Genomic DNA, 26,067 nt, shown 5'->3' on the forward strand with positions numbered 1-26,067 from the left:
TCACCTTTCCTGTCTTCACATCCCGTGGGGGGATTTCTGTCATGAGCCAGTCAGCCACGCCTCCGCAGCCACAGCCCGAGGCCCAGCCGCAGGCGCCCGCGCAGCCGCAGCCGGTCGACGGCAACCCGTACGCCCAGCAGCCCGGCGCCGTACCGCCGGCGCCCCCGGCCCCGTACGCCACGCCCGCGCCCCAACGGAACACCATGGTGCTCGGCCTGCTGACCGCCGTCGCCGCGGCCCTGGTCGCCGCCGGCATCTACGGCGTCGTCATCGGCACCACCAAGCACGAGATCGGCTGGGCGGCGGTCGGCGTCGGCTTCGTGATCGGCCTGGCTGCGGGCAAGCTCGGCGGGCGCAACCCCGTCCTTCCCGTGTTCAGCGCGGTCCTGGCCCTGGGCGCGGTCTATCTCGGCCAGCTGATCGGCGAAGCGATGATCGGCGCGGACGAACTCGGCGTGAACTTCAGCAAGGTGTTCTTCGACCACTTCGACGTGGTCCAGGACGCCTGGAAGGCCGACGCCGACCCGCTCACCTTCGTCTTCTTCGCCATCGCCGCGTTCGCCGCGTTCTCGGGCGCCAAGAAGGCGGCGCTCTGACCCCGGCGCGCGGGGTGTGCAGGGGGGCGCTTGGGGCGGGGTGTGCGTCGGGGGCTGGTGGCGTGCGGCGCGCGCCGCCGGTACCGTGAGAAACAGGTGGAGCCCACCGCAGTAGGCCCTGCGGTGAGCTCCTGAAAAGTGAACGGAGTGTCCACCCCTAGTTCATATAGGGGTGGCCGCTCACTTTCCGCCGTGAATCCACAAGATCCACCTCCTCCGTTGCTTCACCATCCGAAGACGGATCCGGTCCCAGCGGGTGGGCTTGCGGTGGCGACCCATGGGCGCCCCCTTCCACGAGGCCGCCCATTAGCCCGGTAGGCGGTTCGTCTGGAATTCGGGCCGGGCCCCGAGAGCCCGGGTCCGGAACGATTTCCGTGGAAGGGGGCGACCCAAAAGAACTGGGCCGCCGATCAAGGACACTAGCCGCCCGACACGGCCAAACGGCTCACAATCACCCCGAACGCAACCGTGCGCCCCCCAGTCCCAACACGCGCCCCACCAGCCCCACTTGGGCACGCGAAAGGGCCCGGACCACCCAGGTCCGGGCCCTTCGAGGCGTCGTAGAACCGCCTACCACCTACCGCTTGTGCTGCGAGTCCGCCACCGTGACCTCGACCCGCTGGAACTCCTTCAGCTCGCTGTACCCGGTCGTCGCCATCGCCCGCCGCAGCGCCCCGAAGATGTTCATCGAGCCGTCGGGGATGTGGGACGGGCCGGCGAGGATCTCCTCGATCGTGCCGACCGTGCCGAGGTCGACCTTCTTGCCGCGCGGGAGTTCCTCGTTGACCGCTTCCATGCCCCAGTGGTGGCCCTTGCCCGGCGCGTCCGTGGCGCGGGCGAGCGGGGAACCCATCATGACCGCGTCCGCGCCGCAGGCGATCGCCTTGGGGAGGTCGCCGGACCAGCCGACGCCGCCGTCGGCGATGACGTGCACGTACCGGCCGCCGGACTCGTCCATGTAGTCGCGGCGGGCGGCGGCCACGTCGGCGACCGCCGTGGCCATCGGGACCTGGATGCCCAGGACGTTGCGCGTGGTGTGCGCCGCGCCGCCGCCGAAGCCGACGAGGACGCCCGCCGCGCCGGTGCGCATCAGGTGCAGGGCCGCCGTGTACGTGGCGCAGCCGCCGACGATCACCGGGACGTCCAGCTCGTAGATGAACTGCTTCAGGTTCAGCGGCTCGTGCGAGCCCGACACGTGCTCCGCCGAGACCGTCGTACCGCGGATGACGAAGATGTCCACGCCCGCGTCGACCACGGCCTTGGAGAACTGGGCCGTGCGCTGCGGGGAGAGCGCGGCGGCGGTGACCACGCCCGAGTCGCGCACCTCCTTGATGCGCTGCCCGATCAGCTCCTCCTTGATGGGAGCGGCGTAGATCTCCTGGAGGCGGCGGGTCGCGGTGTCCACGTCCAACCCGGTGATCTCGTCGAGGAGCGGCTGCGGGTCCTCGTAGCGCGTCCAGAGGCCTTCGAGGTTCAGCACGCCGAGGCCGCCGAGCTCGCCGATGCGGATCGCGGTGGCCGGGGAGACGACCGAGTCCATGGGGGCGGCCAGGAAGGGCAGTTCGAAGCGGTAGGCGTCGATCTGCCAGGCGATCGAGACCTCCTTCGGGTCCCGCGTACGGCGGCTGGGGACGACGGCGATGTCGTCGAAGGCGTACGCCCGGCGGCCGCGCTTGCCGCGCCCGATCTCGATCTCAGTCACGTGTGTGGCCTTTCCTTCTTGCGTCTCAGCGTCTTCCAGTATCGCCGACGGGTACGACAAGGGCGGCCCCGGTGTGTCCGGAGCCGCCCTTGAGGAAGCCTGCCGACTACTTGCTGCGGCTGTAGTTCGGTGCCTCGACCGTCATCTGGATGTCGTGCGGGTGGCTCTCCTTGAGGCCCGCCGAGGTGATCCGGACGAAGCGGCCCTTGGTCTCCATCTCCTCGATGGTGGCCGCGCCCACGTAGCCCATGGTCTGGCGCAGACCGCCGACGAGCTGGTGCAGCACGTTGGCCAGCGGGCCGCGGTAGGGCACCTGGCCCTCGATGCCCTCGGGCACGAGCTTGTCGTCGGAGGCGACCTCGGCCTGGAAGTAGCGGTCCTTCGAGTACGACCGGCCCTGGCCGCGGGACTGCATCGCGCCGAGCGAGCCCATGCCGCGGTACGACTTGAACTGCTTGCCGTTGATGAACTGGAGCTCGCCCGGGGACTCCTCGCAGCCCGCGAGCAGGCTGCCGAGCATCACCGTGTCGGCGCCGGCGGCGAGCGCCTTGCCGATGTCGCCGGAGTACTGGAGGCCGCCGTCGCCGATGAGCGGGACGCCGGCCGCGCGGGCGGCGAGGGAGGCTTCGTAGATCGCGGTGACCTGCGGGACGCCGATGCCGGCGACGACGCGGGTCGTACAGATCGAGCCGGGGCCCACGCCGACCTTGATGCCGTCGACACCGGCGTCGACCAGGGCCTGGGCGCCGTCGCGGGTGGCGACGTTGCCGCCGATCACGTCGACGCCGACGCTCGACTTGATCTTCGCCATCCAGTTGAGGGCGTTGCTGTTGTGGCCGTGCGAGGTGTCGACGACCAGGAAGTCCACGCCGGCCTCGGCGAGGGCCTGGGCGCGCTCAAGGGCCTCGGGGCTGGCGCCGACGGCGGCGCCGACGATGAGGCGGCCCTCGGCGTCCTTGGCGGCGTTCGGGTACTGCTCGGCCTTGACGAAGTCCTTGACCGTGATGAGGCCCTTGAGGATGCCGGCCTCGTCGACGAGGGGCAGCTTCTCGATCTTGTGGCGGCGCAGCAGCTGCATGGCGTCGGCGCCGGTGATGCCGACCTTGCCGGTGACCAGGGGCATCGGGGTCATGACCTCGCGCACCTGACGGGAGCGGTCGGTCTCGAAGGCCATGTCGCGGTTGGTGACGATGCCCAGCAGCTTGCCGTTGCCGTCGGTCACCGGGACGCCGCTGATGCGGAACTTGGCACACAGCGCGTCGGCCTCGCCGAGCGTGGCGTCCGGGTGCACGGTGATCGGGTCGGTGACCATGCCGGACTCGGAACGCTTCACGAGGTCGACCTGGTTGACCTGGTCCTCGACCGAGAGGTTGCGGTGCAGGACACCGACACCGCCCTGGCGGGCCATCGCGATCGCCATCCGGGACTCGGTCACCTTGTCCATCGCCGCGGAGAGGAGCGGGATGTTGACCCGGACGTTGCGCGAGATGCGGGACGAGGTGTCGACCGCGTTCGGGAGCACGTCGGACGCGCCCGGCAGCAGCAGCACGTCGTCGTAGGTCAGCCCTAGTGTCGCGAATTTGGCGGGCACTCCGTCGACGTTGGCAGTCATGACACCTTCCCCAAATGGCCTTGATCGGTGCGGATGTCCATGCTAACGGGAAGCGCGGTCACCTCATTCCACGATTCCACGGCTACGGCCCGCTCCGGGCTTCGTATGTTCGTACGTACGCCGTCGCCCGGCTGTTCACGGAAGGCGTCGCGGCGCAGGGCTCCGCCGTCGAGGGCAGTGCCCGTACGGGAGTTACTGCTCGGCCAGGGCCCGCAGCCGGCTCAGCGCGCGGTGCTGGGCGACCCGGACCGCGCCGGGTGACATTCCCAACATCTGGCCGGTCTCCTCGGCGGTGAGGCCGACGGCGATGCGCAGCAGGAGCAGTTCGCGCTGGTTGTCCGGGAGGTTGGCCAGGAGTTTCTTGGCCCATTCGGCGTCGCTGCTGAGCAAGGCGCGCTCTTCGGGGCCGAGGGAGTCGTCCGGGCGCTCCGGCATCTCGTCGGAGGGGACGGCCGTGGAGCCGGGGTGGCGCATCGCGGCGCGCTGGAGGTCGGCGACCTTGTGGGCGGCGATGGCGAAGACGAAGGCTTCGAAGGGACGGCCGGTGTCCTTGTAGCGGGGCAGTGCGAGGAGGACGGCGACGCAGACCTCCTGGGCGAGGTCCTCCACGAAGTGCCGCGCGTCGCCCGGGAGTCGGGACAGCCGGGTGCGGCAGTAGCGCAGGGCCAGTGGGTGGACGTGGGCGAGCAGATCGTGGGTCGCCTGCTCGTCTCCGTCGACCGCGCGAAGGACGAGTCCACCAATCGCCCCTGGGGCTCTGGCCGCCTCGTCGTCACGCATCGGTCCATGGTGCCTTGCGGCCGAAGGGTCCGTGGCACCGCGTCCGTTGTTGTGCACCGAAGCGTTATGAGCAGGTGCGCCGGAAGTCATCTCCTGCGCCCTCCCCTCCCGCTCGACCGACTCGTCCCCGAGGAACTCCACACCTCAAGGATGCGGCATCCGCGGCGAAACGAGCAGCGGGTGCCCGGCGGGCCCCTTCGCCGTCCCCGCCCACCCGGTGGCGGGCGGGGATTCTCGTATCCCCGCTACGACCCACTGACCTGGTCCTAACGGACCAGACCCCACCGGAAACCGAGCGCCACGGCGTGTGCCCGGTCGGAGGCGCCGAGTTTCTTGAAGAGGCGCCGTGCGTGTGTTTTGACGGTGTCCTCGGAGAGGAACAGCTCACGGCCGATCTCCGCGTTGGAGCGGCCGTGGCTCATCCCTTCGAGGACCTGGATCTCGCGCGCGGTGAGCGTCGGTGCGGCGCCCATCTCGGCGGACCGCAGCCGGCGCGGGGCCAGTCGCCAGGTCGGGTCGGCGAGGGCCTGGGTGACCGTGGCCCGCAGTTCGGCGCGCGAGGCGTCCTTGTGCAGATAGCCGCGGGCGCCGGCCGCGACCGCGAGGGCCACGCCGTCCAGGTCTTCGGCGACGGTGAGCATGATGATGCGTGCGCCCGGGTCGGCGGACAGCAGTCGCCGCACGGTCTCGACACCGCCGAGTCCGGGCATGCGTACGTCCATCAGGATGAGGTCCGAGCGGTCGGCACCCCAGCGGCGGAGGACTTCCTCGCCGTTGGCCGCCGTCGTCACGCGCTCGACACCGGGCACGGTCGCGACCGCGCGGCGGAGCGCCTCTCGGGCAAGCGGGGAGTCGTCACAGACGAGGACGGATGTCATGGCCGCCCTCCGCAACTGATGCGCGTCACCTTGAGCCTCCAGGCTGGTACGAAATCGTCACCTGTGCGGTCGACCGTCTCGGACGCCTGCCCGAGCACTTGTGTTTTCAACCGCCTCGCACTCTCAACGACGGTCACTCGAAAGAGTTACGGGGCCGTGTGCCATCTTCGGCACTCTACGTGAGGGTGCGGACACGGTGGAGAGGTGCGCGGCCGACCCACAAGCTTTCACCACAACCGGTGCCCCATTCAGCCCTATTTCTTCCCTTTTGCTGGTGTCTGAGGCTAGATTCGCAATGAGTCATATTTTCATCTCCTTAGATCGTAGTTGTACGGTCGTGGACACCGTATCCGCCCATAACGGCTACAAGGGGTCACGCAATGGCAGATTTCTCCCGCCTTCCCGGACCGAACGCGGACCTGTGGGACTGGCAGCTCCTGGCTGCCTGCCGAGGGGTCGACAGCTCGCTCTTCTTTCATCCCGAGGGCGAGCGCGGTGCGGCACGAAGCGCTCGTGAGAACTCGGCCAAAGAGGTCTGCATGAGGTGCCCGGTCCGCGCACAGTGCGCGGCGCACGCGCTGGCGGTGCGCGAGCCGTACGGCGTCTGGGGCGGCCTGACCGAGGACGAGCGCGAAGAGCTCATGGGGCGTGCCCGCAACCGGCTGGTGTCGGCTTCGGCCGCCGGGGACATGGCTTCGAACAACTGAAGGAACGTTTCTCCAACTAGCCCTCCACCAGGGCCCACTCAGCCCTCCACCAGAGGGCACGCTCAGCTCTCCACCAGGGGTACGCGCACGCGTGCCCCGCTATTTTTCGCGGGCCCGTTTGTCGCGGGCCGCGCGCGCCAGCTGGTCGAGGGTCGCCGCCACCGCCGGCACCCGCGCCAGGTCGGGCAGGGTCAGCGCGACGATCTCCCGCCGCACCGCCGGTTCCAGCGTCACCGTCCGCGCGCCCCGGGGCCGTACGGACTCGATGGCGAGCTGGGGCAGGACGGCGACGCCCAGCCCCGCGCTCACCAGGCCGACGACCGCCGGATAGTCGTCGGTCGCGAAGTCGATGCGCGGGGTGAAGCCGGCGGCCTCGCACACCTCGACCAACTGGCCCCGGCAGCGCGGGCAGCCGGCGATCCAGGGGTCGTCGGCGAGTTCGCCGATGGCGAGCGACCGCACACGCGCGTGCCGGTGTTTCTCCGGGACCAGGGCGACCAGGCGGTCGCTGAGCAGGGGTCGTACGACCAGGTCGGACCAGTCCTCCGCGCCCGTCGCCGCCTCGTAGCGGAAGGCGAGGGCGATGTCGCAGTCGCCCTCCCGGAGGAGGTCGACGGAGTTCGGCGGCTCGGCCTCCTCCAGGGAGACGCGAGTGCCGGGGTGCGCGGCGCGCAGGGCGGCCAGTGCGGTCGGGACGAGCGTCGAGCTGCCGCTGGGGAAGGAGACCAGGCGGACCCGGCCGGCGCGCAGGCCCGCGATCGCGGCGACCTCCTCCTCGGCCGCCGTCAGACCGGCGAGGATGCCCGCGCCGTGCCGGACGAGAGCCTCGCCCGCCTGGGTCAGCCGCATCTCGCGGCCGGTGCGGATCAGCAGCGGAGTGCCGACCGAGGTCTCCAGGGCCTTCATCTGCTGGCTGACGGCCGGCTGGGTGCAGCCCAGTTCACGCCCGGCCGCCGAGAAGGAGCCGGTGGCGGCGACGGCGCGCAGCACGCGGAGATGTCGGGCCTCGATCACGCCCCGAGCATAAGTGCTTCTTGGGTACGGCGGCGAATAATGCGCCGCACCTTTGGGGTGCTCTCGTCTACCGTGCCGTCATGAAGCTTCTCTCGCTGAATCTGGGCCGGGCCGCGGCCGTGCCGTACACGGACCAGCCCGAGGGCGTGACCGGCATCGACAAGCGGCCGACCGACGCGCCGGTGCGGGTGAGCGCGCCCGGGCCCAAGGGCGTCGCCGGGAGCGGGCTCGCCGGGGACGCGGTGTGTCACCGGCGCCACCACGGGGGCGACGACCAGGCGGTGTACGCGGTCGCGCGCGAGGATCTCGACGACTGGGAGCGGGAGTTGGGGCGCCCGCTGGCCAGCGGTTCCTTCGGGGAGAACCTGACGACACTGGGGCTCGACGTGTCCGGGGCGCGGATCGGTGAGCGCTGGCGGATCGGTCCCGAGGTGGTCCTTGAGGTCACCTGCGGGCGGATCCCGTGCCGTACCTTCCAGGACCATCTGGGCGAACGCGGGTGGGTGAAACGGTTCACCGTGAAGGGTGCGCCGGGGGCCTATCTGCGGGTGATCGAACCCGGTGAGATCCGGGCGGGGGACGCGATCGAGATCGTGCGCCGGCCCGACCACGACGTGACGGTGGCCCTGCAGTTCCGGGCCGTGACGACCGAGCGGGAGCTGCTGCCGCGGCTGCTTCCCGCGGGCGAGGCGCTGCATCCGGAATCCCTCGCGCAGGCCCGGAAATATGTCGCGGAACACCCGGGCTGACCTGGTGCCGCGACCCGTTCGACACGGCGTTCGACACGTGTTCGTCACGGATCTGGAGGGGCTGTGCAGAGATCGGACCGGCTTGCTCCGGGTCACTAATCTTGCGCCATGACAACGGCATTGATTACGGGATCGACCGCGGGGATCGGTGCCGCGTTCGCGCGGCGGCTCGCGGCGGACGGGCACAACCTCGTGCTGGTGGCGCGGAACACCGAGCGGCTCGGGGAGCAGGCGACCGAACTGCACGACCGGCACGGCATCGAGGCGGAGGTGCTCACCGCCGACCTGGCCACGGACAAGGGCATCGACACGGTGGCCGCCCGCCTCGCCGACCGCAAGAACCCCGTCGACCTGCTGGTCAACAACGCGGGCTTCGGCAACAAGGGCCGCTACCTCGACGTATCGATGGCCGACGAGCTGAAGATGCTCAAGGTGCACTGCGAGGCGGTGCTGCGGCTGACCAGCGCGGCGACCGAGGCGATGCGGGAGCGCGGGCGCGGCGGGGTCGTCAACGTGGCGTCGGTCGCCGCCTTCGTACCGCGCGGGACGTACGGCGCCTCGAAGGCGTGGGTCGTGCAGTTCACGCAGGGCGCGGCCAAGGACCTGGCCGGCAGTGGCGTACGGCTGATGGCGCTGGCGCCCGGGTTCGTGCGGACCGAGTTCCACGAGCGGGCCGGGATGGGCACGGACAACATCCCGAACTGGATGTGGCTGGACGCGGACAAGTTGGTCGCGGCGGCGCTCTCGGATCTGGCACGCGGCAAGACGCTGTCGATCCCGGACCCGCGCTACAAGGCGCTGATGGGCCTGGTGAAGATCACTCCGCAGGCGGTGCTGGGCGGGGTCACCTCGAAGACCGGGCGGAAGTACGGGCCGCAGTGACGGCGGCCGCCTCGGTGGGGGCGGGCCCGGTGACGAAGGTTCCGGTGGAACGCGAAGGCCCGGCTCCCCCTGAGGGGGCGCCGGGCCTTCGACGTACACGTCCTACGGGTTCACCGACTCGCGTCAGTGGGAGTGGCCGTGGCTGTGACCAGCGCCGGCCGGCTCCTCTTCTTCCTTCTTCTCGACGACCAGGGTCTCGGTCGTGAGGAGCAGGGAGGCGATGGAGGCGGCGTTCTCCAGGGCGGAGCGGGTGACCTTGACCGGGTCGATGACGCCGGCCTTGACCAGGTCGCCGTACTCGCCGGTCGCGGCGTTGAAGCCCTGGCCGGGCTCCAGGTCGGCGACCTTGGCGGTGATGACGTAGCCCTCAAGGCCCGCGTTCTCGGCGATCCAGCGCAGCGGCTCGACGACCGCGCGGCGGACGACCGCGACACCGGTGGCCTCGTCGCCGGTCTTGTCGAGGTTGCCCTCAAGGACCTTGGCGGCGTGCACCAGGGCGGAGCCACCACCGGAGACGATGCCCTCCTCGACCGCGGCGCGGGTCGCGGAGATGGCGTCCTCCAGACGGTGCTTCTTCTCCTTGAGCTCCACCTCGGTGGCGGCGCCGACCTTGATCACGCACACGCCGCCGGCCAGCTTCGCGAGGCGCTCCTGGAGCTTCTCGCGGTCCCAGTCGGAGTCCGTGTTCTCGATCTCGGCCTTGATCTGGTTGACGCGGCCCGCGACCTCGGAGGAGTCGCCGGCACCGTCGACGACGGTCGTGTCGTCCTTGGTGACCGTCACGCGGCGGGCGGAGCCCAGCACGTCCAGGCCGACCTGGTCGAGCTTGAGGCCGACCTCCTCGGCGATGACCTGACCGCCGGTGAGGGTGGCGAGGTCGCCGAGCATCGCCTTGCGGCGGTCGCCGAAGCCGGGGGCCTTGACCGCGACCGCGTTGAACGTGCCGCGGATCTTGTTCACGACCAGGGTCGACAGGGCCTCGCCCTCGACGTCCTCGGCGATGATCAGCAGCGGCTTGGAGGCGTTGGCCTGGATGACCTTCTCCAGCAGCGGCAGCAGGTCCTGGATGGAGCTGATCTTGCCCTGGTGGATCAGGATGTACGGGTCTTCGAGGACCGCTTCCATGCGCTCCTGGTCCGTCACGAAGTACGGCGACAGGTAGCCCTTGTCGAAGGCCATGCCCTCGGTGAAGTCCAGCTCCAGACCGAAGGTGTTGGACTCCTCGACGGTGATGACACCGTCCTTGCCGACCTTGTCCATCGCCTCGGCGATGAGCTCGCCGACCTGGCTGTCCTGCGCGGACAGACCGGCCACGGCGGCGATGTCGGCCTTGTCCTCGATCGGCCGCGCGGTGGCGAGCAGCTCGTCGGAGACGGCCTTGACGGCGGCGTCGATGCCCTTCTTCAGGGCGGCCGGGGAGGCACCCGCGGCGACGTTGCGCAGGCCCTCGCGGACGAGCGCCTGGGCGAGCACGGTGGCGGTGGTGGTGCCGTCACCCGCGATGTCGTTGGTCTTGGTCGCCACCTCCTTCACCAGCTGGGCACCGAGGTTCTCGTACGGGTCGTCGAGCTCGACCTCGCGGGCGATGGTGACGCCGTCGTTGGTGATGGTGGGAGCGCCGAACTTCTTGTCGATGACGACGTTGCGGCCCTTGGGGCCGATCGTCACCTTGACCGTGTCGGCAAGCTTGTTGACGCCGCGCTCGAGGGCGCGACGGGCGTCCTCGTCGAACTTCAGGATCTTCGCCATGGGAGCGGTTCAGCCCTCTCGGAAAACGTGGGTGAAACGAACCGCGCCCCTGACGCCCGGCTTCATAAGGTCGCGGGGGCCAGGGGCGCAGCTCACTGCAAAACTGGGTGTAGCTCGGTACATCCGGGTGGTACCGGCGGTACCGGGTGAGCTACTTCTCGATGACCGCGAGCACGTCGCGGGCCGAGAGGACGAGGTATTCCTCACCCTGGTACTTCACTTCGGTGCCGCCGTACTTGCTGTACAGCACGATGTCACCGGTCTGGACGTCGAGCGGCAGGCGCTCGCCGTTCTCGAAGCGACCCGGGCCAACGGCGAGGACGACGCCCTCCTGGGGCTTCTCCTTCGCGGTGTCCGGAATGACCAGGCCAGAGGCCGTGGTCTGCTCGGCTTCGAGCGCCTGGACCACAATGCGGTCCTCAAGCGGCTTGATGGCAACCTTGGAGCTGGCGGTCGTCACGATCCGACCTCCCCCTTCGGAGATCTCACGGGGTTAACTGTCTGAGGTGGCGACCAGGTCGATCCGTCGTCGCGGGTGCCGGACCTGCCCGTCGCTATTGGCACTCTCCAGGGGGGAGTGCCAGGTCTGAGACTATGACCGCGATTAGCACTCGGTCAAGCGGAGTGCCAATGCCCGCGGCGCTTGAGCGGAATTTCTCCGTCACCCTGAGCTGTCTGGCGGGCCTGTGCTGGTGTCGCCGTCTTGGGGGCTGTGCCCCCAAACCCCCCTGTCGGCCTTCGGCCTCGTCCTCAAACGCCGGACGGGCTGGATTGGCCGGATTGGCCGGCCCTCGCTCCATCTGCTCAGAGGTAGTCCTCCAGGCGCCCCACCGTCAGACCCCGCTCCTGGATGCCCCGGAGGAGGCGGGCCGTCGTGCCGGTCGGGGTGATCCGGACGATGTCTCCAGGGGTGAGCCGGTGGTCGCCCCGGGCGTAGGTCAGGGTGCCGGTCGTCGTGGAGGCCCGCCAGAGGACCAGGGCGGAGATGCCGCAGTCGGCCGCGGCGCGGCGGGTCGTCGTGTCGTACGTGCCCTCGGGGGGCCGGAGCAGGCGGGAGCCGGGGTGGGGGCGGTGGCCGCAGATCTCGGTGCGCTGGGTGGCGTAGGGCAGGCCGGTGAAGCGGGCGGGCTTCGGGGGTGTGCGGAACTCCGTGACCGGGAGGCGCAGTTCGCGGACCAGGTCGGTGAAGCTCGGGTCCCGGCGGGCGCTCGCGGCGTGGTCGTAGGTCAGGAAGACGACCTTGTCACGGGTGCGGACGTGGTCCACGACCGGTGGGAGGCCCGGGCCCGCCGAGCGGGCGGCGGGGTGGGGGGACGGTTTGGGGGCGGGGGCCAGGGGGGCCGTCAAACCCCAGTGGCGGTACGGCTGTTCGCGGGACGGGCCGTGCGGGTGGACGCGTTGGGCGGCCTTCTTGCCGAGCCGTTCGATGGGGTCGACGGACTGGGCGCAACCGGTGAGGAACAGCAGAGCGGCCGCCGACGCGACGGCCACCGGTACCCGCAGACGGCCCGCCCGCCTCACAGGTAGTCCTCCAGGCGGGCCACCGCGTAGCCCTCGGCCGTGACCTTGCCCAGGAAGCGGCGCATGTCGTCGACCATCGTGCCCTTCCAGTCCTCGCGGCCCCGGAAGTGCGTCAGGACGATGTCGCCGGGGTGCAGGGACCGGTCGTCCTCGCGGTACTCCCAGTGGTCGACGAACACCTCCTCGTCCCAGATCGGGGCGTACTTGATGCCGCAGGACTTCGCGGCGACGAGGGTGTCGTGGTTGTAGTTCCCGTACGGCGGCCGGAAGACCGTCGGGGCCTTGCCGAACTGCTTCTTCATGATGTCCTGCATGCCGCAGATCTCGCGCTTCTGCTCGGCGTAGGACAGGCCCGGCAGGTACGGGTGCGTGAGGGTGTGGTTGTTGATCGTGTGGCCCTGGGCCTGCATCTTCCGGAAGTAGCCGTAGTCGTCCTTCACCAGGTAGTTGCTGAGGAAGGCCGTGTACGGGATCTTCAGGTCGCTCATCATCCGCAGGAACGCGGGGTCCTTGTTCTCGCCGTCGTCGATGGTGAGGAAGACGATCTTCTGCTTGGTCGGGATCGTGGTGAACACCGGCGGGAGGTTCAACTCCTCCTGGTCGTCCACCTCGAAGCCCTTGCGCGCGGTGATCTCCGGCTTGTGCGCCGGGGCCGGCGGGGCCGTGAGCGGCACCTTCGCCAGCCCCCAGCGCTTGGCCGCGGCAACCCGCGCGGCGTACGCGGCGCGCAACTTGGTCGCGTAGGAGTCCAGCGCGCGCGCCGGGGGCGCGTGCAGCGGCTGCGCGCCCTGCGCCGGGTGGACGGCCGCGCCCGAGCCGGGCTGGCCGCAGCCGGAGACGAGAGCGGCGAGCGCGAGGGCGGCGAGCGCGCCACGGGCGCCTCCCGTCATCCGACCCCGGTCGCCCCGGGTTTCCCGATCTCCTCGGTCCCCGCGCGCCCGATTGATGTCATTTTGTACGACTACTCGCATGGGGTCGGATCTTTTCAGGACCCGGCCCCGATCCCGCGGCGACACCGCCAACACACCGCCACCGGAGGCACACCGTCCACCGACTGGCCCACAATGTCCCGGTGAACGACCCCGTACTCGCCTTCGCCGCCCTGCTCACCCCCGAGGGCCGCGCCCTCCTCGACGAGGTCCGCGGCACCGACCCGGCCAAGGAACTCGCCGTCGCCACCCGGCTGCGCCGCGACCACCCCGCCGACCTCGTCTCGGCGGCCCTCGGCCAGGCCCGGCTGCGCCAACGCGCGGCAGCGGCGAAGTTCACGCCCGAGGACGCCGACCGGATGTTCTTCACCCCGAACGGCTTCGAACAGTCCACCCGGACCAGCGTCGCCACCTACCGCGCCACCCGCCTCCTGGACCTCGGCGTGACCTCCGTCGCCGACCTCTGCTGCGGAATCGGCGGCGACGCGATCGCACTGGCACGGGCGGGGGTACGGGTCCTGGCCGTGGACCGCGATCCGCTGACGGTGGCCGTGGCGCGGGCCAACGCGGAGGCCCTGGGGCTGGCCGACCTGATCGAGGTGCGCGAGGCGGATGTCACCGACGTCGACACGTCCGCGTACGACGCCGTGTTCGTCGACCCCGCACGGCGGGGCGGCCGCGGCCGCATCTTCGATCCCGAGGCGTACTCGCCGCCGTTGTCCTGGGCCATCGGCGCGGCTACGACGGCCCCCCTCGCCGCGCTGAAGATCGCCCCCGGCGTGCCGCACGAGGCGATCCCGGCGGCGGCCGAGGCGGAGTGGATCTCGGACGGGGGTGACGTGAAGGAGGCTGTGCTGTGGTTCGGGGCGGGAGCGCGGCCGGGGGCGGTACGGGCAACTCTCCTGCCCGGTCCGCGAGTTCTGCACGGACGCGGGCTGCCCGACCCTGAAGTCCGTTCCGTGGGGCGGTACTTGTACGAGCCCGACGGCGCCGTCATCCGCGCCCACCTCGTCGCCGAGGTCGCGGAGGAGGTCGAGGGCGGGCTCGTCGACGAGACCATCGCGTATGTGACAGCGGATGAGCTACGGCCGACCGCGTATGCCTCCGCCTACGAGATCACCGATCAACTCCCCTTCGGTGTCAAGAAGTTGAAGGCCTTGCTGCGGGAGCGCGAGGTGGGCGTCCTCACCGTGAAGAAGCGGGGGTCGGCCGTCGAACCGGAGGAGCTGCGGCGGAAGGTGAAGCCTCAGGGGCCCAACTCCGTGACCGTGTTCCTCACTCGGGTGGCGGGGGCGCCGGCGATGTTGATCGGGCGCCCCGTCTAGGACGCCTCCGCCGCCCGGCGCAGCAGGAGTTGGCGTTCGCGTTCGTTGCGCGCCAGCGAAGCCGCTCGTGTGAACTCCGCCTTCGCCTCCGTCGTACGGCCGAGGCGGAGGAGCAGGTCGCCACGGACACTGGGCAGCAAGTGGTAGTCGCGCAGGGCGGGTTCGGAGGCGAGGGTGTCGACGATCTCCAACGCCGGAGCCGGGCCCTCGGCCATCGAGACAGCCACCGCGCGGTTCAACTCGACCACCGGCGAAGGGGATCGGGCGGCGAGGAGGGCGTACAGGGTCGCGATCGTCGGCCAGTCGGTCTCGTCGTAGGTGTACGCGTGGGCGTGGCAGGCGGCGATGGCGGCCTGGAGGGCGTAGGGGCCGGGGGCTCCCGTGGAGACGGCGTCCGCGCGGCCGAGGGCGGTGATGCCGCGGGCGATGAGGAGGCGGTTCCAGCGGCGGCGGTTCTGGTCCTTGAGGAGGACGGGGTCGCCGTTCGGGGCGGTGCGGGCGGCCGCGCGGGAGGCCTGGAACTCCAACAGGGAGGCCAGGGCGTGCACTTCGGGTTCCTTCGGCATCAGGCCGGCGAGGAGGCGGGCCAGGCGGAGCGCGTCCTCGCAGAGGCTGGGGCGGAGCCAGTCGTCGCCCGCCGTCGCCGCGTAACCCTCGTTGAAGATCAGGTAGATGACGTCCAGGACCGAGCCCAGGCGGGCCTCTCGGTCGGGGCCGTAGGGGACCTCGAAGGCGACGTTCTTGGTGGCCAGGGTGCGTTTGGCGCGGACGATGCGCTGGGCGATCGTCGGCTCGGGGGCGAGGAAGGCGCGGGCGATCTCGGGGGTGGTCAGGCCGCCGAGGAGGCGCAGGGTGAGGGCGGTGCGGGCCTCCGGGGACAGGACCGGGTGGCAGGTGGTGAAGACCAGGCGCAGGAGGTCGTCGTCGATGTCGTCGGGGGCCGCGGGTTCCTCGGGCGGGGCCGTCGTCTCCAGGGTGCGGCCGATCTCCTGGAGCTTGCGGGCGTAGTTCTCCCGGCGCCGGATCAGGTCGACGGCGCGGTGTCTGGCGGTGGCCATGAGCCAGGCGCCCGGGTTGTCGGGCACGCCGTCCCTCGGCCACTGCTCCAGGGCGGCGACCAGCGCGTCCTGCGCGAGTTCCTCGGCGATGCCGACGTCGCGGACCAGGCGGGCGACGGCGGCGATGATGCGGGGGGACTCGATGCGGAAGACGGTCTCCAGAGCGGTTTCCGGAGCTGTCGCGGGCGAGGTGGGTTGTGCTTCCTGTTCCACAACCCACCATCGAACACCTCTGGTGCCCTCAAGCCAAGGAAGGCTCAGCCCTCCGCGATCTCCCGCACCTCGCACGTCACGGTCCAGAACTCCTCGTGCACCTTGAGGAACCGCTTCGTCCACTCGATCGCCTCGGCCATGTCCTTGCACTGCATGAGCGCGTAGCCGCCGACGACCTCCTTGGACTCCGTGAACGGGCCGTCGGTCACGGAGATCTTGCCGCCCTCCCAGTGCACGCGGGCGCCCTGCGCGGTCGGGGTGAGGCCGGCGGTGTCGAGCATGACGCCGGCCTTGGTGATCTCCTCGATCAGCTCGCCCATGCGCTGCATCAGCTCGGGGCTGGGGCCCTCGGCGGGGGTGGTCTTCTCGTCGATCTGCACGAGGGAGAGGTAGCGGGGCATGGTGACTCCTCGGGTGTTTCGCTGACGTTCTCTGACGTTGTCCGACCGGGCTCTTCCCGGCCTTTCAACCATGCGTCGAACGAGGGGCGAGCGGATCGACACACTCGCCGGAAAACCTCGAAGATTTTTTCCGCCCACCTGTCTCCGCAGGTCAGCGCAGCGACTCCCACAGATCGCTCGCCGCCGGCTCCTTCGCCACCACTCGGTTCGGGTCGGACGGTGCCGTGACGTTCGGCATCGTCACGGTGGTCACCGCGTCCGCCGACAGGCTCTTCAGGCTCTGGCCGAGGCTGATCAGTTCGCTGAGGGAGTCGAGGCCGGTGTCGGTGGTGAGGCTGTCGGTGACCGCGTCGGTGACCTCGTAGAGCTTGGTGGGGTCGGTGAGGAGGTCGTGGGTGGAGATCTGGGTCAACAGGGCCTTCACCAGCATCTGTTGGAGGCCTATTCGGCCGAGGTCGCTGCCGTCGCCTATGCCGTGCCGGGTTCGGGCGAGGGCCAGGGCCTGCTTGCCGTTGAGGTGATGGGTGCCCTTCTTGAGGTGCAGGTGGCTGTCGTCGTCGTCGATGTCCTGCGTCGTGGTGACCGTGACGCCGCCGAGCGCGTTGACCAGCTTCGCGAAGCCCGCGAAGTCGATCTCTATGTAGTGGTCCATGCGGACGCCGGTGATCGACTCGACCGTCTTGACCGCGCACACCGGCCCGCCCACCGAGTACGCGGTGTTGAACATCGCGTTGTACGCCACCGACGTGGAACCGCCCGACGACAGCGGGCACGACGGCCGGGTGACGAGCGTGTCGCGCGGGATGCTGACGATCGTGGCCTTCTTACGGCCCGCGTCGATGTGCACGACCATCGCCGTGTCGGAGCGGGCGCCGGAGCTGTCGCCGCCGCCGAGTGCCTTGTTCTCCTTGCCGCTGCGCGAGTCGGAGCCGAGGACCAGGATGTTCAGGGAGCCGGTCGGCACGGGGACGGCGGACGCGGATGCCGCGGCGGACGGTGTGGTCACCGCCTTCGCGGGGCGGTCGGTGCCGAGCGCGCTGTCGATGTCGACGCTCTTGATGTTGCTGTTGAGGTGCCAGTAGGCCCAGCCGGCCGTGGCGACACCCAGGACGAGGGCGCCGGCCAGAGTGAGGCCGGCGATCTTCAGCACTCTCGATCGCCGGCCCACGCGTCTGTCCTCGTCAACGTTCTCTGTGTCCGTCACGGTGAGGAACGTAAGTCCGAATTATTAGGAGAAAGTTAGGGGAGACGTCCCGAGACGGTTTTCTACGGAAAATCTCACGGTTCTCAGCCCCGCTTCACTCCCCCGAAGCCCCCCGTGCGCCTCCCCCGCCTCCCTCAGCCCAGGGTCACCACCGGCACCGGATTGCTCCCGCTCCACGACGCGTTGAAGCCGAACGTCACCGAACCGCCGTCCGGGACAGTCCCGTTGTAGCTCGCGTTCGCACAACTCACCGCCGTGCCCGACTGGGTACAGGTCGCGTTCCAGGCCTGCGTGATCTGCTGGCCCGCGCCGTACGTCCAGGTCGCCTTCCAGGACGACAGCGAGGCCCCGGAACAGGCGATCGTCACCTGCCCGGTGAACCCGGTGTTCCACTGACTGCCCACGCTGTACGTCGCCGAGCACGCACCGGTCGGCGGCGGGGTCGTGGTCGTACCGCCGAGCGCCTCAGAGAGGCCGTAGTACGCCGGTTTCGGCGCATAGTTGGCGTCGTACGGTGTCGCCGCCCCGTAGCCGGGGAACGTGCTGTCGACCCAGGAGTCGGAGTCGGTGAAGCCCCAGACGGTGACGTTCACGCAGCGTGTCACCGCCACGCAGGCGGCCATGACGCTCTTGAAGTCGGCCTTCTGCTGGGCGAGTTTGGTGGCGTCCGCGGGAAGCGCCATCCGTACGTCCAGCTCGGTGATCGCCACGTCCACGCCCAGGTCGGCGAAGCGCTGGATGTTCTGCTGGAGCGTGCTCGGGACCTGGCCGAGGATGAGGTGGGCCTGGAGGCCGACCCCGTCGATCGGAACGCCCGCCGTCTTCAGGGACTTGACCAGGTTGTAGAGGGCGGTGGACTTCGCGTTGACGCCCTCGACGTTGTAGTCGTTGATGTAGAGCTTGGCCGCCGGGTCCGCCGCGTGGGCCCAAGTCAGCGCCTGCGCGATGTAGTTGGCGCCGAGGCCGTTGTACCAGAGGGTCGAGCGGTAGGTGCCGTCCTCGTTGAAGGGTTCGTTCACCACGTCCCAGGCGGTGATCTCGCCCTTGTAGCGGCCGACTTCGGTACTGATGTGGTTCTGGAGCAGGCTGCTCAACTGGGCCGACGTCCAGGTGCCGTTGGTCAGCCAGCTCGGGTTCTGACTGTGCCAGACCAGGGTGTGGCCGCGCACCTGCTGGTTGTGGGCCTGCGCGAAGGCGACGATCTGGTCCGCCTCCGACCAGTTGAAGCTGCCCCGCGTCGGCTCGACCGTCTCCCACTTCATGGCGTTGCCGGGGGTGAGCGAGCTGAACTGACCGCCCGCGATGTCGCCGTACGTGCCGGTGAGCTTGGAGCCGGTGACCGCGGTGCCGATGACTTTGCCCTTCGCGGCGGCGAGGTCGCGCAGCGGGGTGTCGGCGGCGTGTGCGGCGGGGGCCGCGAAGAGCATGACGGCGCCGGTGAACAGGGCCGCCAGGGACAAGCCGGTTCTCAGAGATCTCATTGCGGGTGCCTCCGAAAGTTTCGGTTGTGCAACCGATTGGCTTCGGAGGAGTGTGGGGCGGCCGACCCCACTCGTCAATACGTCACCTTCCGGCCACCGGCGTCACGTGGTGGGCGGTGCCGTACTGCTCCGCACCACCAGGCTCGTCGCCAGTTCCACCCGCCGTGCCGCCGAGGTCTCCTGCTCGCGCCCGAGGTCGAGCACCAGCTTGGCCGCCGCCTCGGCCATCTCGGTGAGGGGCTGTCGTACGGTCGTCAGCGGCGGGCCGACCCAGCGCGCCACCGGCAGATCGTCGAAGCCGACCACGCTCAGGTCCTCCGGGATGCGCAACCCGAGTTCGCGCGCGGCCTCGTAGAGACCGAGGGCCTGGAGGTCGTTGCCGGCGAAGACGGCGGTGGGCCGGTCCGGGCGGCGCAGCAGCTCAAGGCCCAGCCGGTAGCCGGCCTCGTGGTGGAAGTCGCCGGTGGTGATCAGCGAGGGGTCGACCGGCAGCCCGGCCGTCTCCAGCGCGGCCCGGTATCCGTCCACCCGAGCGCGGCTGCACATCATCCGGGACGGTCCGCTGATCGCGCCGATCCGGGTGTGGCCGAGTTCGACCAGGTGCCGGGTGGCGGCGAGTCCGCCCTGCCAGTTCGTCGCGCCGATCGACGGCACGTCCGCGCCCGGGTCACCGGCCGGGTCCATCACCACGAACGGGATGGAACGGCTGGTGAGCAGCGCCCGCTGGGACTCGTCGAGCCCGGAGAGGACGAGGATCACGCCGTGCGGGCGGCGGGCCGCGACCTGATCGGCCCAGGTCCGGCCGGGTGTCAGCCGCCCCGCGCTCTCGCTCAGCACCACGCTCAGCCCGGAGTCCCGCGCCACGTTCTCCACGCCCCGGATGACCTCCATCGCCCAGGCGCTCTCCAGCTCGTGGAAGACCAGGTCGATCAGCGGGGAGCGGGTCGCCTCGGCGCGGCGGCGCCGGTAGCCGTAGACGCGGAGCAGGTCCTCGACGCGGGTGCGGGTCGCGGGGGCGACGTCGGCGCGGCCGTTGAGGACCTTCGAAACAGTCGGAGCCGACACTCCGGCCTCGCGGGCGATCTCGGCGAGCGTGGCGGTCTGCGTCGACCGACCCGCTGTCTGGGTTTCGGCGGAATCCGGGGCTGTCATGGCGGCGATCGTATCCCTGCGCGACCTCTTGACGAACCCCCCAGCGCGCCTTACGTTCCCGGAACATTCGTAGAACGGCTCGAAACATTCGCACGAGAGGTGCTGTCCATGGAGCCCAACACGTCCAACGGCGGGCGTACGTTCAGCAGGCGCTGGGTGCTCGGCGCCGGTGCCACCACCCTGCTCACCACCGGGCTCACGGCCTGCGGCTCCAGTGACAGCACCGGCGACAGCAGCACGGTCACCGCCTTCACCTACGGCGACGACGCGGCGAAAGTGCAGGTCAAGGCCGTCACCCGGTTCAACGCGTCGGCGGCGGCGAAGAAGGCCAAGGGCAAGATCAAGCTGGAGAAGGTGCCTGGCACCGACTACCCGGCCAAGCTGCGCACCGCGATGGGCTCACCGAACGCGCCGGACGTCTTCTTCAACTGGGGCGGCGGCTCGATCAAGGCGTACCAGGAGGCGAACCAGCTCGTCGACCTCACCGACACCATCAAGAGCGACCCGGTCCTCAAGGACGGGTTCCTGCCGTCGGTGCTCGCGGCGGGTGCGCTCAAGGGCAAGAACTACGGCATACCGATGCGCGGCATGCAGCCGGTGATCCTCTTCTACAACAAGACCGTCTTCGCCGCGCACAAGCTCCAACCGCCCACCACCTGGGCCGAGTTGCTCGACATCAACAAGAAGCTCAAGGCAGCGGACATCACGCCGTTCGCGCTCGGCGGGGCCGACATCTGGCCCGAGTTGATGTGGCTGGAGTACCTGGTCGACCGGATCGGCGGGCCCGAGGTCTTCGACAAGATCAAGAACGGTGACGCGTCCGGTTGGGGCGACCCGGCCGTCCTCAAGGCCGCCGAGACGGTCAAGCAGCTCATCGACGACGGGGCGTTCGGCAAGGGGTTCAGCTCTGTGTCGTACGTCAACGGGGGTGCGCCCGCGGTGTTCGCCAAGGGCAAGGCGGCGATGCATCTGATGGGGTCGTGGGAGTACTCGACGCAACTCGGGAAGTTTCCCGACTTCGCGAAGAACAACCTGGGGTGGTTCGCGTTCCCGAAGTACGAGGGCGGCGCCGGTGATATCCGTAACGTGGTCGGGAACCCCACCAACTACTGGTCCGTGAACGCCCGTACGGGTAACAAGGATGCGGCGATCGCGTTCCTCCGTGACTGTGCGTCGGAGGCGTACGCGAAGGAACTGGTCGCCAACGGGGATATTCCGACCACCTCCAACGCGGAGAAGTTGCTGGACTCCTCGCCCAACCCGGAGTTCGCGAAGTTCCAGTACCAGATGGTGCAGCAGGCACCCGCGTTCACGTTGAGCTGGGACCAGGCGGTGGATCCGGATGTGTCCACGCCGATGCTCACCGAGATCAACAAGCTGTTTGTGGGGAAGAGTTCGCCGGCGGAGTTCGTGTCGGCGCTCAAGGGGTTGAAGTGAGCGAGCGCTCCGCGGGTGGGGTGGTTCGTCGGGTGCCGGCGCGTCGTGGCTGGTCGCGCAGTTCCCCGCGCCCCTATGGGGGCGCTGCGCCCCATGCCGTTTGGGCTGTGCCCGGGGTTTTGTTCTTCGTGTTCTTCGCCGTCGCGCCCATGGTTCTCGCCGTGTATCTCTCCTTCACCACGTGGAACGGGCTGGGCGACCCTAAGCCCGTCGGGCTTGCCAACTGGGACAAGTTGCTGCGTGACGATCGGCTGACCCAATCCCTCACCGTCACCGTGCTGTTGACCGTGACGAGCTGGGCCTTCCAAACCGTCGTGTCTCTCCTCCTCGGTGTCTGGGCGGCCGGGCGGCAGCGCAACCGGGCGATCCTCTCCGCGATCTTCTTCGTGCCGTTCCTGCTGTCCTCCACCGCCATCGCGTTGCTCTTCTACGCGCTCCTCGACCCCAACTTCGGCGTGATCCACCAGGACACGCTCGGGTCGACGAGCGGTGCGTTTCTCGCGATCGTGTTTGTCGGGGGGTGGCAGTTCATCCCCTTCCACACGTTGATCTATCAGGGTGGGGCCCGGCAGATTCCCGAAGTGCTCTATCAGGCGGCGGCAATTGACGGCGCCGGGCGCTACCGGCAGTTCTTCTCGATCACGTTGCCTCAGCTCCGGAACACGGCGACGACCTCCAGCGTGCTGATGATCGTCGGCTCGCTCACCTACTTCGAGACCGTCCTGATCCTCACCCAGGGCGGCCCCGGCACGGACACGGCGATCCTGCCGTACCTGATGTACGAAGCCGGCTTCAAGAGCTACGACTTCGGCTACGCGAGCGCGATCGCGACCTTCCTGGTCGTCATCGCCACCGCGCTGTCCCTCGTCCTGGTCAGGCTCACCGGCTTCGGCGCCATGCGCAGTACCCGCGAAGGGATGTGACGGAGTGTCACACGACACGTTGCCGCGTCCGGTGAAGACGGCGGAGGAACCGGTGGAACCCGCGCGAACTCGACGACGCCGGCACTGGACCAAGCGCCCCAACCCCGTCGCCGGCCTCGGCTCCCTCCTCTGGCTCGCGGTCGTCATCATCCCGATCTACGCGATGATCTCGGCGTCCCTCACCCGCCAGGACAAGGCGCTGGGCAACAACGCCCTGAAACCGCCCACCGATCCGACCTTCGCCAACTACAACACCGTTCTGCACAACGGCTTCGGCCACTTCCTCGCGAACACGGCACTGGTCGCGGCTGCGGTCGTAGGCATCGTGCTCGTGCTGTGCGTGCCGCTCGCCTACGTGGCCGTACGCACGAGGACGGTCTGGTCGACCGGGGCCTTCCGCCTGTTCCTGATGGGAGTCGCGATCCCGGCACAGGCAGTCGTGGTCCCCCTGTACCTGATGATCGCCAAACTCGACCTGTACGACAGCCTGTTGGCGGTGATCCTCCCTACGGCGGCCTTCGCGATGCCGGTCTCCACGCTGATCCTGACCGGCACGCTGCGGGACATCTCGGAGGACCTGTACGAGGCGATGGCGCTCGACGGCGCGTCGGCGACGCGGATGCTGTTCCAGCTGGTCATCCCGATGACCAAGGGCGGGATCAGCACGGTCGTCATCTACGCGGCGCTCCAGGCCTGGAACGGTTTCCTCTTCCCGCTGATCTTCACCCAGTCCGACGGACCGAGGGTCCTCACGCTCGGACTCTTCAACTACGTCAGCCAGTTCGGCGTGAACATCCCCGCCCTGCTCGCCTCGGTCGTCCTCTCCGGCATCCCGATCTTCGCCGTCTACCTGGTGGCCCGGCGCGCCCTGGTCGGCGGCCTGATGGGCGTGGGCGGAAAGTAACCCCCTTTCTCTGACAGGAGTTTCATGACCACCGCCCCCTGGCGCGACCCCGCCCTGCCCGCCGCCGCCCGCGTCGACGACCTGCTCGCCCGGATGACCCTGGAGGAGAAGACCGCCCAGCTCTACGGCGTCTGGGTCGGCGCCGCCACCGACGGCGACGGAGTCGCCCCGCTCCAGCGGGAGATGACCTCGGACTACGACTGGGACGAGCTGATCACCCGGGGTCTCGGCCAGCTCACCCGTTCCTTCGGTACGGCGCCGGTGGACCCGGAGTTGGGCGCGCAGGCGCTGGCCCGCGCGCAGCGCCGGATCGCGGCGGCGGGGCGTTTCGGCATCCCGGCGGTCGCCCATGAGGAGTGCCTGGCGGGGTTCACCGCGTGGGGTGCGACGGCGTACCCGGTGCCGTTGGCGTGGGGCGCGAGCTTCGACCCGGGGCTGGTCGAGGAGATGGCCCGGCACATCGGCGCGGACCTGCGCGCGGCCGGCGTTCACCAGGGTCTCGCCCCGGTCCTGGACGTCGTACGGGATCCGCGCTGGGGCCGGGTGGAGGAGACGATCGGCGAGGACCCGTACCTGGTGGGGACCATCGGTACGGCGTATGTGCGGGGGCTGGAGTCGGCCGGGGTCGTCGCGACGCTGAAGCACTTCGCCGGGTACGCGTCCTCGGTGGGGGCGCGGAATCTGGCGCCGGTGCGGGCGGGGGTACGGGAGTTCGCGGACGTCACTCTTCCCCCCTTCGAGATGGCGCTGCGGGAGGGCGGGGCGCGCTCGGTGATGGCCGCGTACAACGAGACCGACGGCGTCCCTGCGTCGGCGGACCCCGCGCTGCTGACCCAACTCCTGCGCGAGGACTGGGGGTTCACGGGAACGGTGGTCGCCGACTACTTCGGCATCGGCTTCCTGGAGACGCTCCACCGGGTGGCCGGCAGCCCGGCCCAGGCGGCGCGGGCAGCGCTGGAGGCGGGCATCGACGTAGAACTCCCGACGTTGAAGTGCTACGGGAAACCGCTGGTCGAGGCGGTGCGGGCGGGGGGCATCCCGGAGGCGCTCGTGGACCGGGCGGCGCGTCGAGTGCTGTTGCAGAAGGCCGAGTTGGGGCTCTTGGACGAGGACTGGTCCCCGGAGCCGACCGGGCGGATCGACCTGGACTCACCGGCGAACCGCGCCCTGGCCCGCCAACTGGCCGAAGAGTCAGTGGTGTTGCTGGACAACCCGGACGGTCTGCTGCCGCTGGTGGCGGACGCGCGCATCGCCGTGGTCGGCCCGCGGGCGGCGGACGCTCTCGCCATGCTCGGGTGCTACTCCTTCCCGTCCCACGTGGGTACGCACCACCCCGAGGTGCCGATGGGCATCGACATCCCCACGGTGCTGGACTCGCTGCGGGCCGAACTCCCGGACTCCAAGGTGACGTTCGCCGAGGGGTGTGACGTCTCCGGCCCGGACACCTCCGGTTTCGAGGAGGCGGTGGCGCGGACGGCGGAGGCGGACGTGTGCGTGGCGGTGCTCGGCGACCGCGCGGGCCTGTTCGGACGGGGCACGTCGGGCGAGGGCTGCGATGTGGGGGACCTCCGACTACCCGGCATACAAGCCGACTTGCTGGACGCACTGGTATCGACGGGCGTCCCGGTCGTCCTGGTCCTGCTGACCGGCCGCCCCTACGCCCTGGGCCGCTGGCACGGCCGACTGGGCGCGGTGGTCCAGGCGTTCTTCCCTGGGGAGGAAGGCGGCCCGGCAGTGGCGGGAGTGCTGTCGGGCCGCGTCAACCCGTCCGGCCGCCTCCCGGTGAGTGTCCCGCACGCACCGGGCGGCCAGCCGTGGACGTACCTCCAGCCTCCGCTGGGCCTGGCCGACGAGGTCAGCAGCCTGGACCCGACCCCGCTGTACCCCTTCGGCCACGGCCGCTCGTACACGACGTTCGCGTGGGAGCCCGCCGAATCAAGGGAGTTGGAAAGGGAGTTGAAGAGGGAGGTGGAGATCGACACGGACGGCTCCTACGACCTGCCCCTCACCGTCCGCAACACCGGCGACCGCACCGGCACGGAGATCGTCCAGCTCTACCTCCACGACCCGGTCGCCTCGGTGACCCGCCCGGATGTCCGCCTGATCGCTTACCAACGACTGGAGTTGGCCCCCGGCGAGGCGACGCGCGTGACCTTCCACTTCCACGCCGACCTGTCCGCGTTCACGGACCGCTCGGGCCGCCGGGTGGTCGAACCGGGCGTACTGGAGCTGAGGTTGGGGGTTTCCAGCGCGGAGGTGCGGCACACGACGCGGCTGACGCTGACGGGTCCCGTGCGGGTGGTGGGGGCGGAGCGGCGGCTGCGGTGCGAGGTCGGCCTCGGTGAGTGACGCCGCCGGCCGTCCTCAGGCGCTATCTGCCGGCCTTGCGTCGGCCTGCCTGTATCAGGGTCCCCACGCCGAGCGCCGCGAACGCCACGACCAGGAACGTCACGACCTCCAACAACGGCGGCAGCGTGTGCTCGGTGATGAGGGACGTGACCGTCATGGCCAGGGCCACGAAACCGAAGGACAGGACCACACGCTTCAAGAAGAGCCTCCCGACGGCCTGTTGGGTGATGCGCGACGGAGGCGCTGGGGGCGGAACCCTTGTTACCCGCCCACCGACTCGAACCGCCAGCGATGCACCGCCCGCATGGCCAACTCCCCCTCAGGCTCGGGCAGTTCGGGCAACTCCGTATCGTACTCCGCGTCCCACCACGTGATGACGAGCACCCGGTCCTGGGGCGCGCGCAGGAACTCCCGGCGCAGGGGCTCGGCCGGAAGCCGCTGCTCCCGGGCCCAGGCGAGGAGTTCCTCGCCCCGGCCCGGGACCGCCCGGGCCTCCCACAT

At 69.8% G+C, this 26,067-nt stretch carries 25 protein-coding genes; 9 read left to right on the forward strand and 16 right to left on the reverse strand.

Annotated elements, in window-relative coordinates; all coding sequences use genetic code 11:
* Positions 1-41 precede the first annotated feature (41 nt).
* Positions 42-596: a hypothetical protein gene (locus tag OG194_RS18000; protein WP_327401871.1), complete on the forward strand. Its 555-nt coding sequence runs from the start codon at positions 42-44 to the stop codon at positions 594-596.
* Positions 597-1,173: 577 nt separating this feature from the next.
* On the opposite strand, the gene OG194_RS18005 is transcribed toward OG194_RS18000, so the two are convergent.
* From OG194_RS18005 to OG194_RS18020, 4 genes are all read right to left on the reverse strand, one after another.
* On the reverse strand, positions 1,174-2,298 hold the full coding sequence (locus OG194_RS18005; RefSeq protein ID WP_327401872.1) for a GuaB3 family IMP dehydrogenase-related protein: 1,125 nt from the start codon (positions 2,296-2,298) through the stop codon (positions 1,174-1,176).
* A gap of 106 nt (positions 2,299-2,404) precedes the next feature.
* Positions 2,405-3,910, reverse strand: a complete 1,506-nt coding sequence (gene guaB / locus OG194_RS18010; RefSeq protein ID WP_318018272.1) for an IMP dehydrogenase — start codon at positions 3,908-3,910, stop codon at positions 2,405-2,407.
* Between the two features lie 192 nt (positions 3,911-4,102).
* Entirely contained in the window at positions 4,103-4,690 is a 588-nt protein-coding gene (locus tag OG194_RS18015; RefSeq protein ID WP_327401873.1) for a sigma-70 family RNA polymerase sigma factor, read from the reverse strand.
* A 266-nt stretch (positions 4,691-4,956) separates the two neighbouring features.
* Positions 4,957-5,568 carry a response regulator transcription factor gene (locus OG194_RS18020; RefSeq protein ID WP_003948568.1) on the reverse strand — a complete coding sequence of 204 codons (612 nt, stop codon included), beginning with the start codon at positions 5,566-5,568 and terminating at the stop codon, positions 4,957-4,959.
* Positions 5,569-5,948: 380 nt separating this feature from the next.
* Here OG194_RS18020 and OG194_RS18025 point away from each other — a divergent pair, with 380 nt between their 5' ends.
* Positions 5,949-6,275: a WhiB family transcriptional regulator gene (locus OG194_RS18025; RefSeq protein WP_019055584.1), complete on the forward strand. Its 327-nt coding sequence runs from the start codon at positions 5,949-5,951 to the stop codon at positions 6,273-6,275.
* 99 nt (positions 6,276-6,374) lie between these two features.
* On the opposite strand, the gene OG194_RS18030 is transcribed toward OG194_RS18025, so the two are convergent.
* Positions 6,375-7,289 carry a LysR family transcriptional regulator gene (locus OG194_RS18030; RefSeq protein WP_327401874.1) on the reverse strand — a complete coding sequence of 305 codons (915 nt, stop codon included), beginning with the start codon at positions 7,287-7,289 and terminating at the stop codon, positions 6,375-6,377.
* 80 nt (positions 7,290-7,369) lie between these two features.
* On the opposite strand from OG194_RS18030, the gene OG194_RS18035 reads away from it, so the two are divergent.
* Both OG194_RS18035 and OG194_RS18040 read left to right on the forward strand, forming a co-directional pair.
* Positions 7,370-8,038, forward strand: a complete 669-nt coding sequence (locus tag OG194_RS18035; protein ID WP_327401875.1) for an MOSC domain-containing protein — start codon at positions 7,370-7,372, stop codon at positions 8,036-8,038.
* Positions 8,039-8,146: 108 nt separating this feature from the next.
* Positions 8,147-8,920: an SDR family NAD(P)-dependent oxidoreductase gene (locus OG194_RS18040; RefSeq protein WP_327401876.1), complete on the forward strand. Its 774-nt coding sequence runs from the start codon at positions 8,147-8,149 to the stop codon at positions 8,918-8,920.
* A gap of 123 nt (positions 8,921-9,043) precedes the next feature.
* Here the strand turns inward: OG194_RS18040 and groL are convergent, their stop codons facing one another.
* From groL to OG194_RS18060, 4 genes are all read right to left on the reverse strand, one after another.
* Positions 9,044-10,669 carry a chaperonin GroEL gene (gene groL / locus OG194_RS18045; RefSeq protein ID WP_327401877.1) on the reverse strand — a complete coding sequence of 542 codons (1,626 nt, stop codon included), beginning with the start codon at positions 10,667-10,669 and terminating at the stop codon, positions 9,044-9,046.
* 151 nt (positions 10,670-10,820) lie between these two features.
* Positions 10,821-11,129 (reverse strand): co-chaperone GroES, encoded by a 309-nt coding sequence (gene groES, locus OG194_RS18050; protein ID WP_019055579.1) that lies wholly within the window; start codon positions 11,127-11,129, stop codon positions 10,821-10,823.
* A 344-nt stretch (positions 11,130-11,473) separates the two neighbouring features.
* Positions 11,474-12,190 carry a hypothetical protein gene (locus OG194_RS18055; protein ID WP_327401878.1) on the reverse strand — a complete coding sequence of 239 codons (717 nt, stop codon included), beginning with the start codon at positions 12,188-12,190 and terminating at the stop codon, positions 11,474-11,476.
* On the reverse strand, positions 12,187-13,080 hold the full coding sequence (locus OG194_RS18060; RefSeq protein ID WP_327401879.1) for a polysaccharide deacetylase family protein: 894 nt from the start codon (positions 13,078-13,080) through the stop codon (positions 12,187-12,189). Before OG194_RS18060 ends, OG194_RS18055 begins: the two co-directional genes overlap by 4 nt.
* 182 nt (positions 13,081-13,262) lie before the next feature.
* Here OG194_RS18060 and OG194_RS18065 point away from each other — a divergent pair, with 182 nt between their 5' ends.
* A complete protein-coding gene (locus OG194_RS18065) occupies positions 13,263-14,444 on the forward strand; it encodes a class I SAM-dependent methyltransferase (protein WP_327401880.1) in 1,182 nt (393 codons plus the stop codon).
* Here OG194_RS18065 and OG194_RS18070 read toward each other — a convergent pair.
* The 5 genes from OG194_RS18070 to OG194_RS18090 all read right to left on the reverse strand — a co-directional run bounded on the left by OG194_RS18070 (position 14,441) and on the right by OG194_RS18090 (position 19,953).
* Positions 14,441-15,715 carry an RNA polymerase sigma factor gene (locus OG194_RS18070; protein ID WP_327401881.1) on the reverse strand — a complete coding sequence of 425 codons (1,275 nt, stop codon included), beginning with the start codon at positions 15,713-15,715 and terminating at the stop codon, positions 14,441-14,443. The genes OG194_RS18065 and OG194_RS18070 overlap by 4 nt on opposite strands.
* A gap of 44 nt (positions 15,716-15,759) precedes the next feature.
* A complete protein-coding gene (locus OG194_RS18075; protein ID WP_327401882.1) occupies positions 15,760-16,116 on the reverse strand; it encodes a YciI family protein in 357 nt (118 codons plus the stop codon).
* 151 nt (positions 16,117-16,267) lie between these two features.
* Positions 16,268-17,320, reverse strand: coding sequence for an LCP family protein (locus OG194_RS18080; RefSeq protein ID WP_327401883.1), 1,053 nt, complete (start codon positions 17,318-17,320; stop codon positions 16,268-16,270).
* A gap of 134 nt (positions 17,321-17,454) precedes the next feature.
* Entirely contained in the window at positions 17,455-18,801 is a 1,347-nt protein-coding gene (locus OG194_RS18085; protein WP_327401884.1) for an endo-1,4-beta-xylanase, read from the reverse strand.
* Between the two features lie 102 nt (positions 18,802-18,903).
* On the reverse strand, positions 18,904-19,953 hold the full coding sequence (locus OG194_RS18090; protein WP_327401885.1) for a LacI family DNA-binding transcriptional regulator: 1,050 nt from the start codon (positions 19,951-19,953) through the stop codon (positions 18,904-18,906).
* A 108-nt stretch (positions 19,954-20,061) separates the two neighbouring features.
* Between OG194_RS18090 and OG194_RS18095 the strand changes: the two genes are divergently transcribed.
* From OG194_RS18095 to OG194_RS18110, 4 genes are read left to right on the forward strand one after another with little or no spacing between them, the layout of a single operon-like run.
* Complete coding sequence (locus OG194_RS18095; protein ID WP_327401886.1) at positions 20,062-21,390, forward strand: ABC transporter substrate-binding protein; 1,329 nt, start codon at positions 20,062-20,064, stop codon at positions 21,388-21,390.
* Positions 21,391-21,422: 32 nt separating this feature from the next.
* Complete coding sequence (locus tag OG194_RS18100; RefSeq protein WP_442811795.1) at positions 21,423-22,313, forward strand: carbohydrate ABC transporter permease; 891 nt, start codon at positions 21,423-21,425, stop codon at positions 22,311-22,313.
* A gap of 4 nt (positions 22,314-22,317) precedes the next feature.
* Positions 22,318-23,217 carry a carbohydrate ABC transporter permease gene (locus OG194_RS18105; protein ID WP_442811585.1) on the forward strand — a complete coding sequence of 300 codons (900 nt, stop codon included), beginning with the start codon at positions 22,318-22,320 and terminating at the stop codon, positions 23,215-23,217.
* A gap of 24 nt (positions 23,218-23,241) precedes the next feature.
* A complete protein-coding gene (locus OG194_RS18110) occupies positions 23,242-25,566 on the forward strand; it encodes a glycoside hydrolase family 3 N-terminal domain-containing protein (RefSeq protein ID WP_327401888.1) in 2,325 nt (774 codons plus the stop codon).
* 22 nt (positions 25,567-25,588) lie between these two features.
* On the opposite strand, the gene OG194_RS18115 is transcribed toward OG194_RS18110, so the two are convergent.
* Together OG194_RS18115 and OG194_RS18120 are read right to left on the reverse strand one after the other, a co-directional pair.
* The gene (locus OG194_RS18115) at positions 25,589-25,765 is read right to left on the reverse strand and encodes a hypothetical protein (protein ID WP_327401889.1); all 177 of its coding nucleotides are present in this window, start codon (positions 25,763-25,765) and stop codon (positions 25,589-25,591) included.
* A gap of 62 nt (positions 25,766-25,827) precedes the next feature.
* Complete coding sequence (locus OG194_RS18120) at positions 25,828-26,067, reverse strand: hypothetical protein (RefSeq protein WP_327407123.1); 240 nt, start codon at positions 26,065-26,067, stop codon at positions 25,828-25,830.

This window comes from Streptomyces sp. NBC_01288 (assembly GCF_035982055.1).
Classification (GTDB): domain Bacteria; phylum Actinomycetota; class Actinomycetes; order Streptomycetales; family Streptomycetaceae; genus Streptomyces.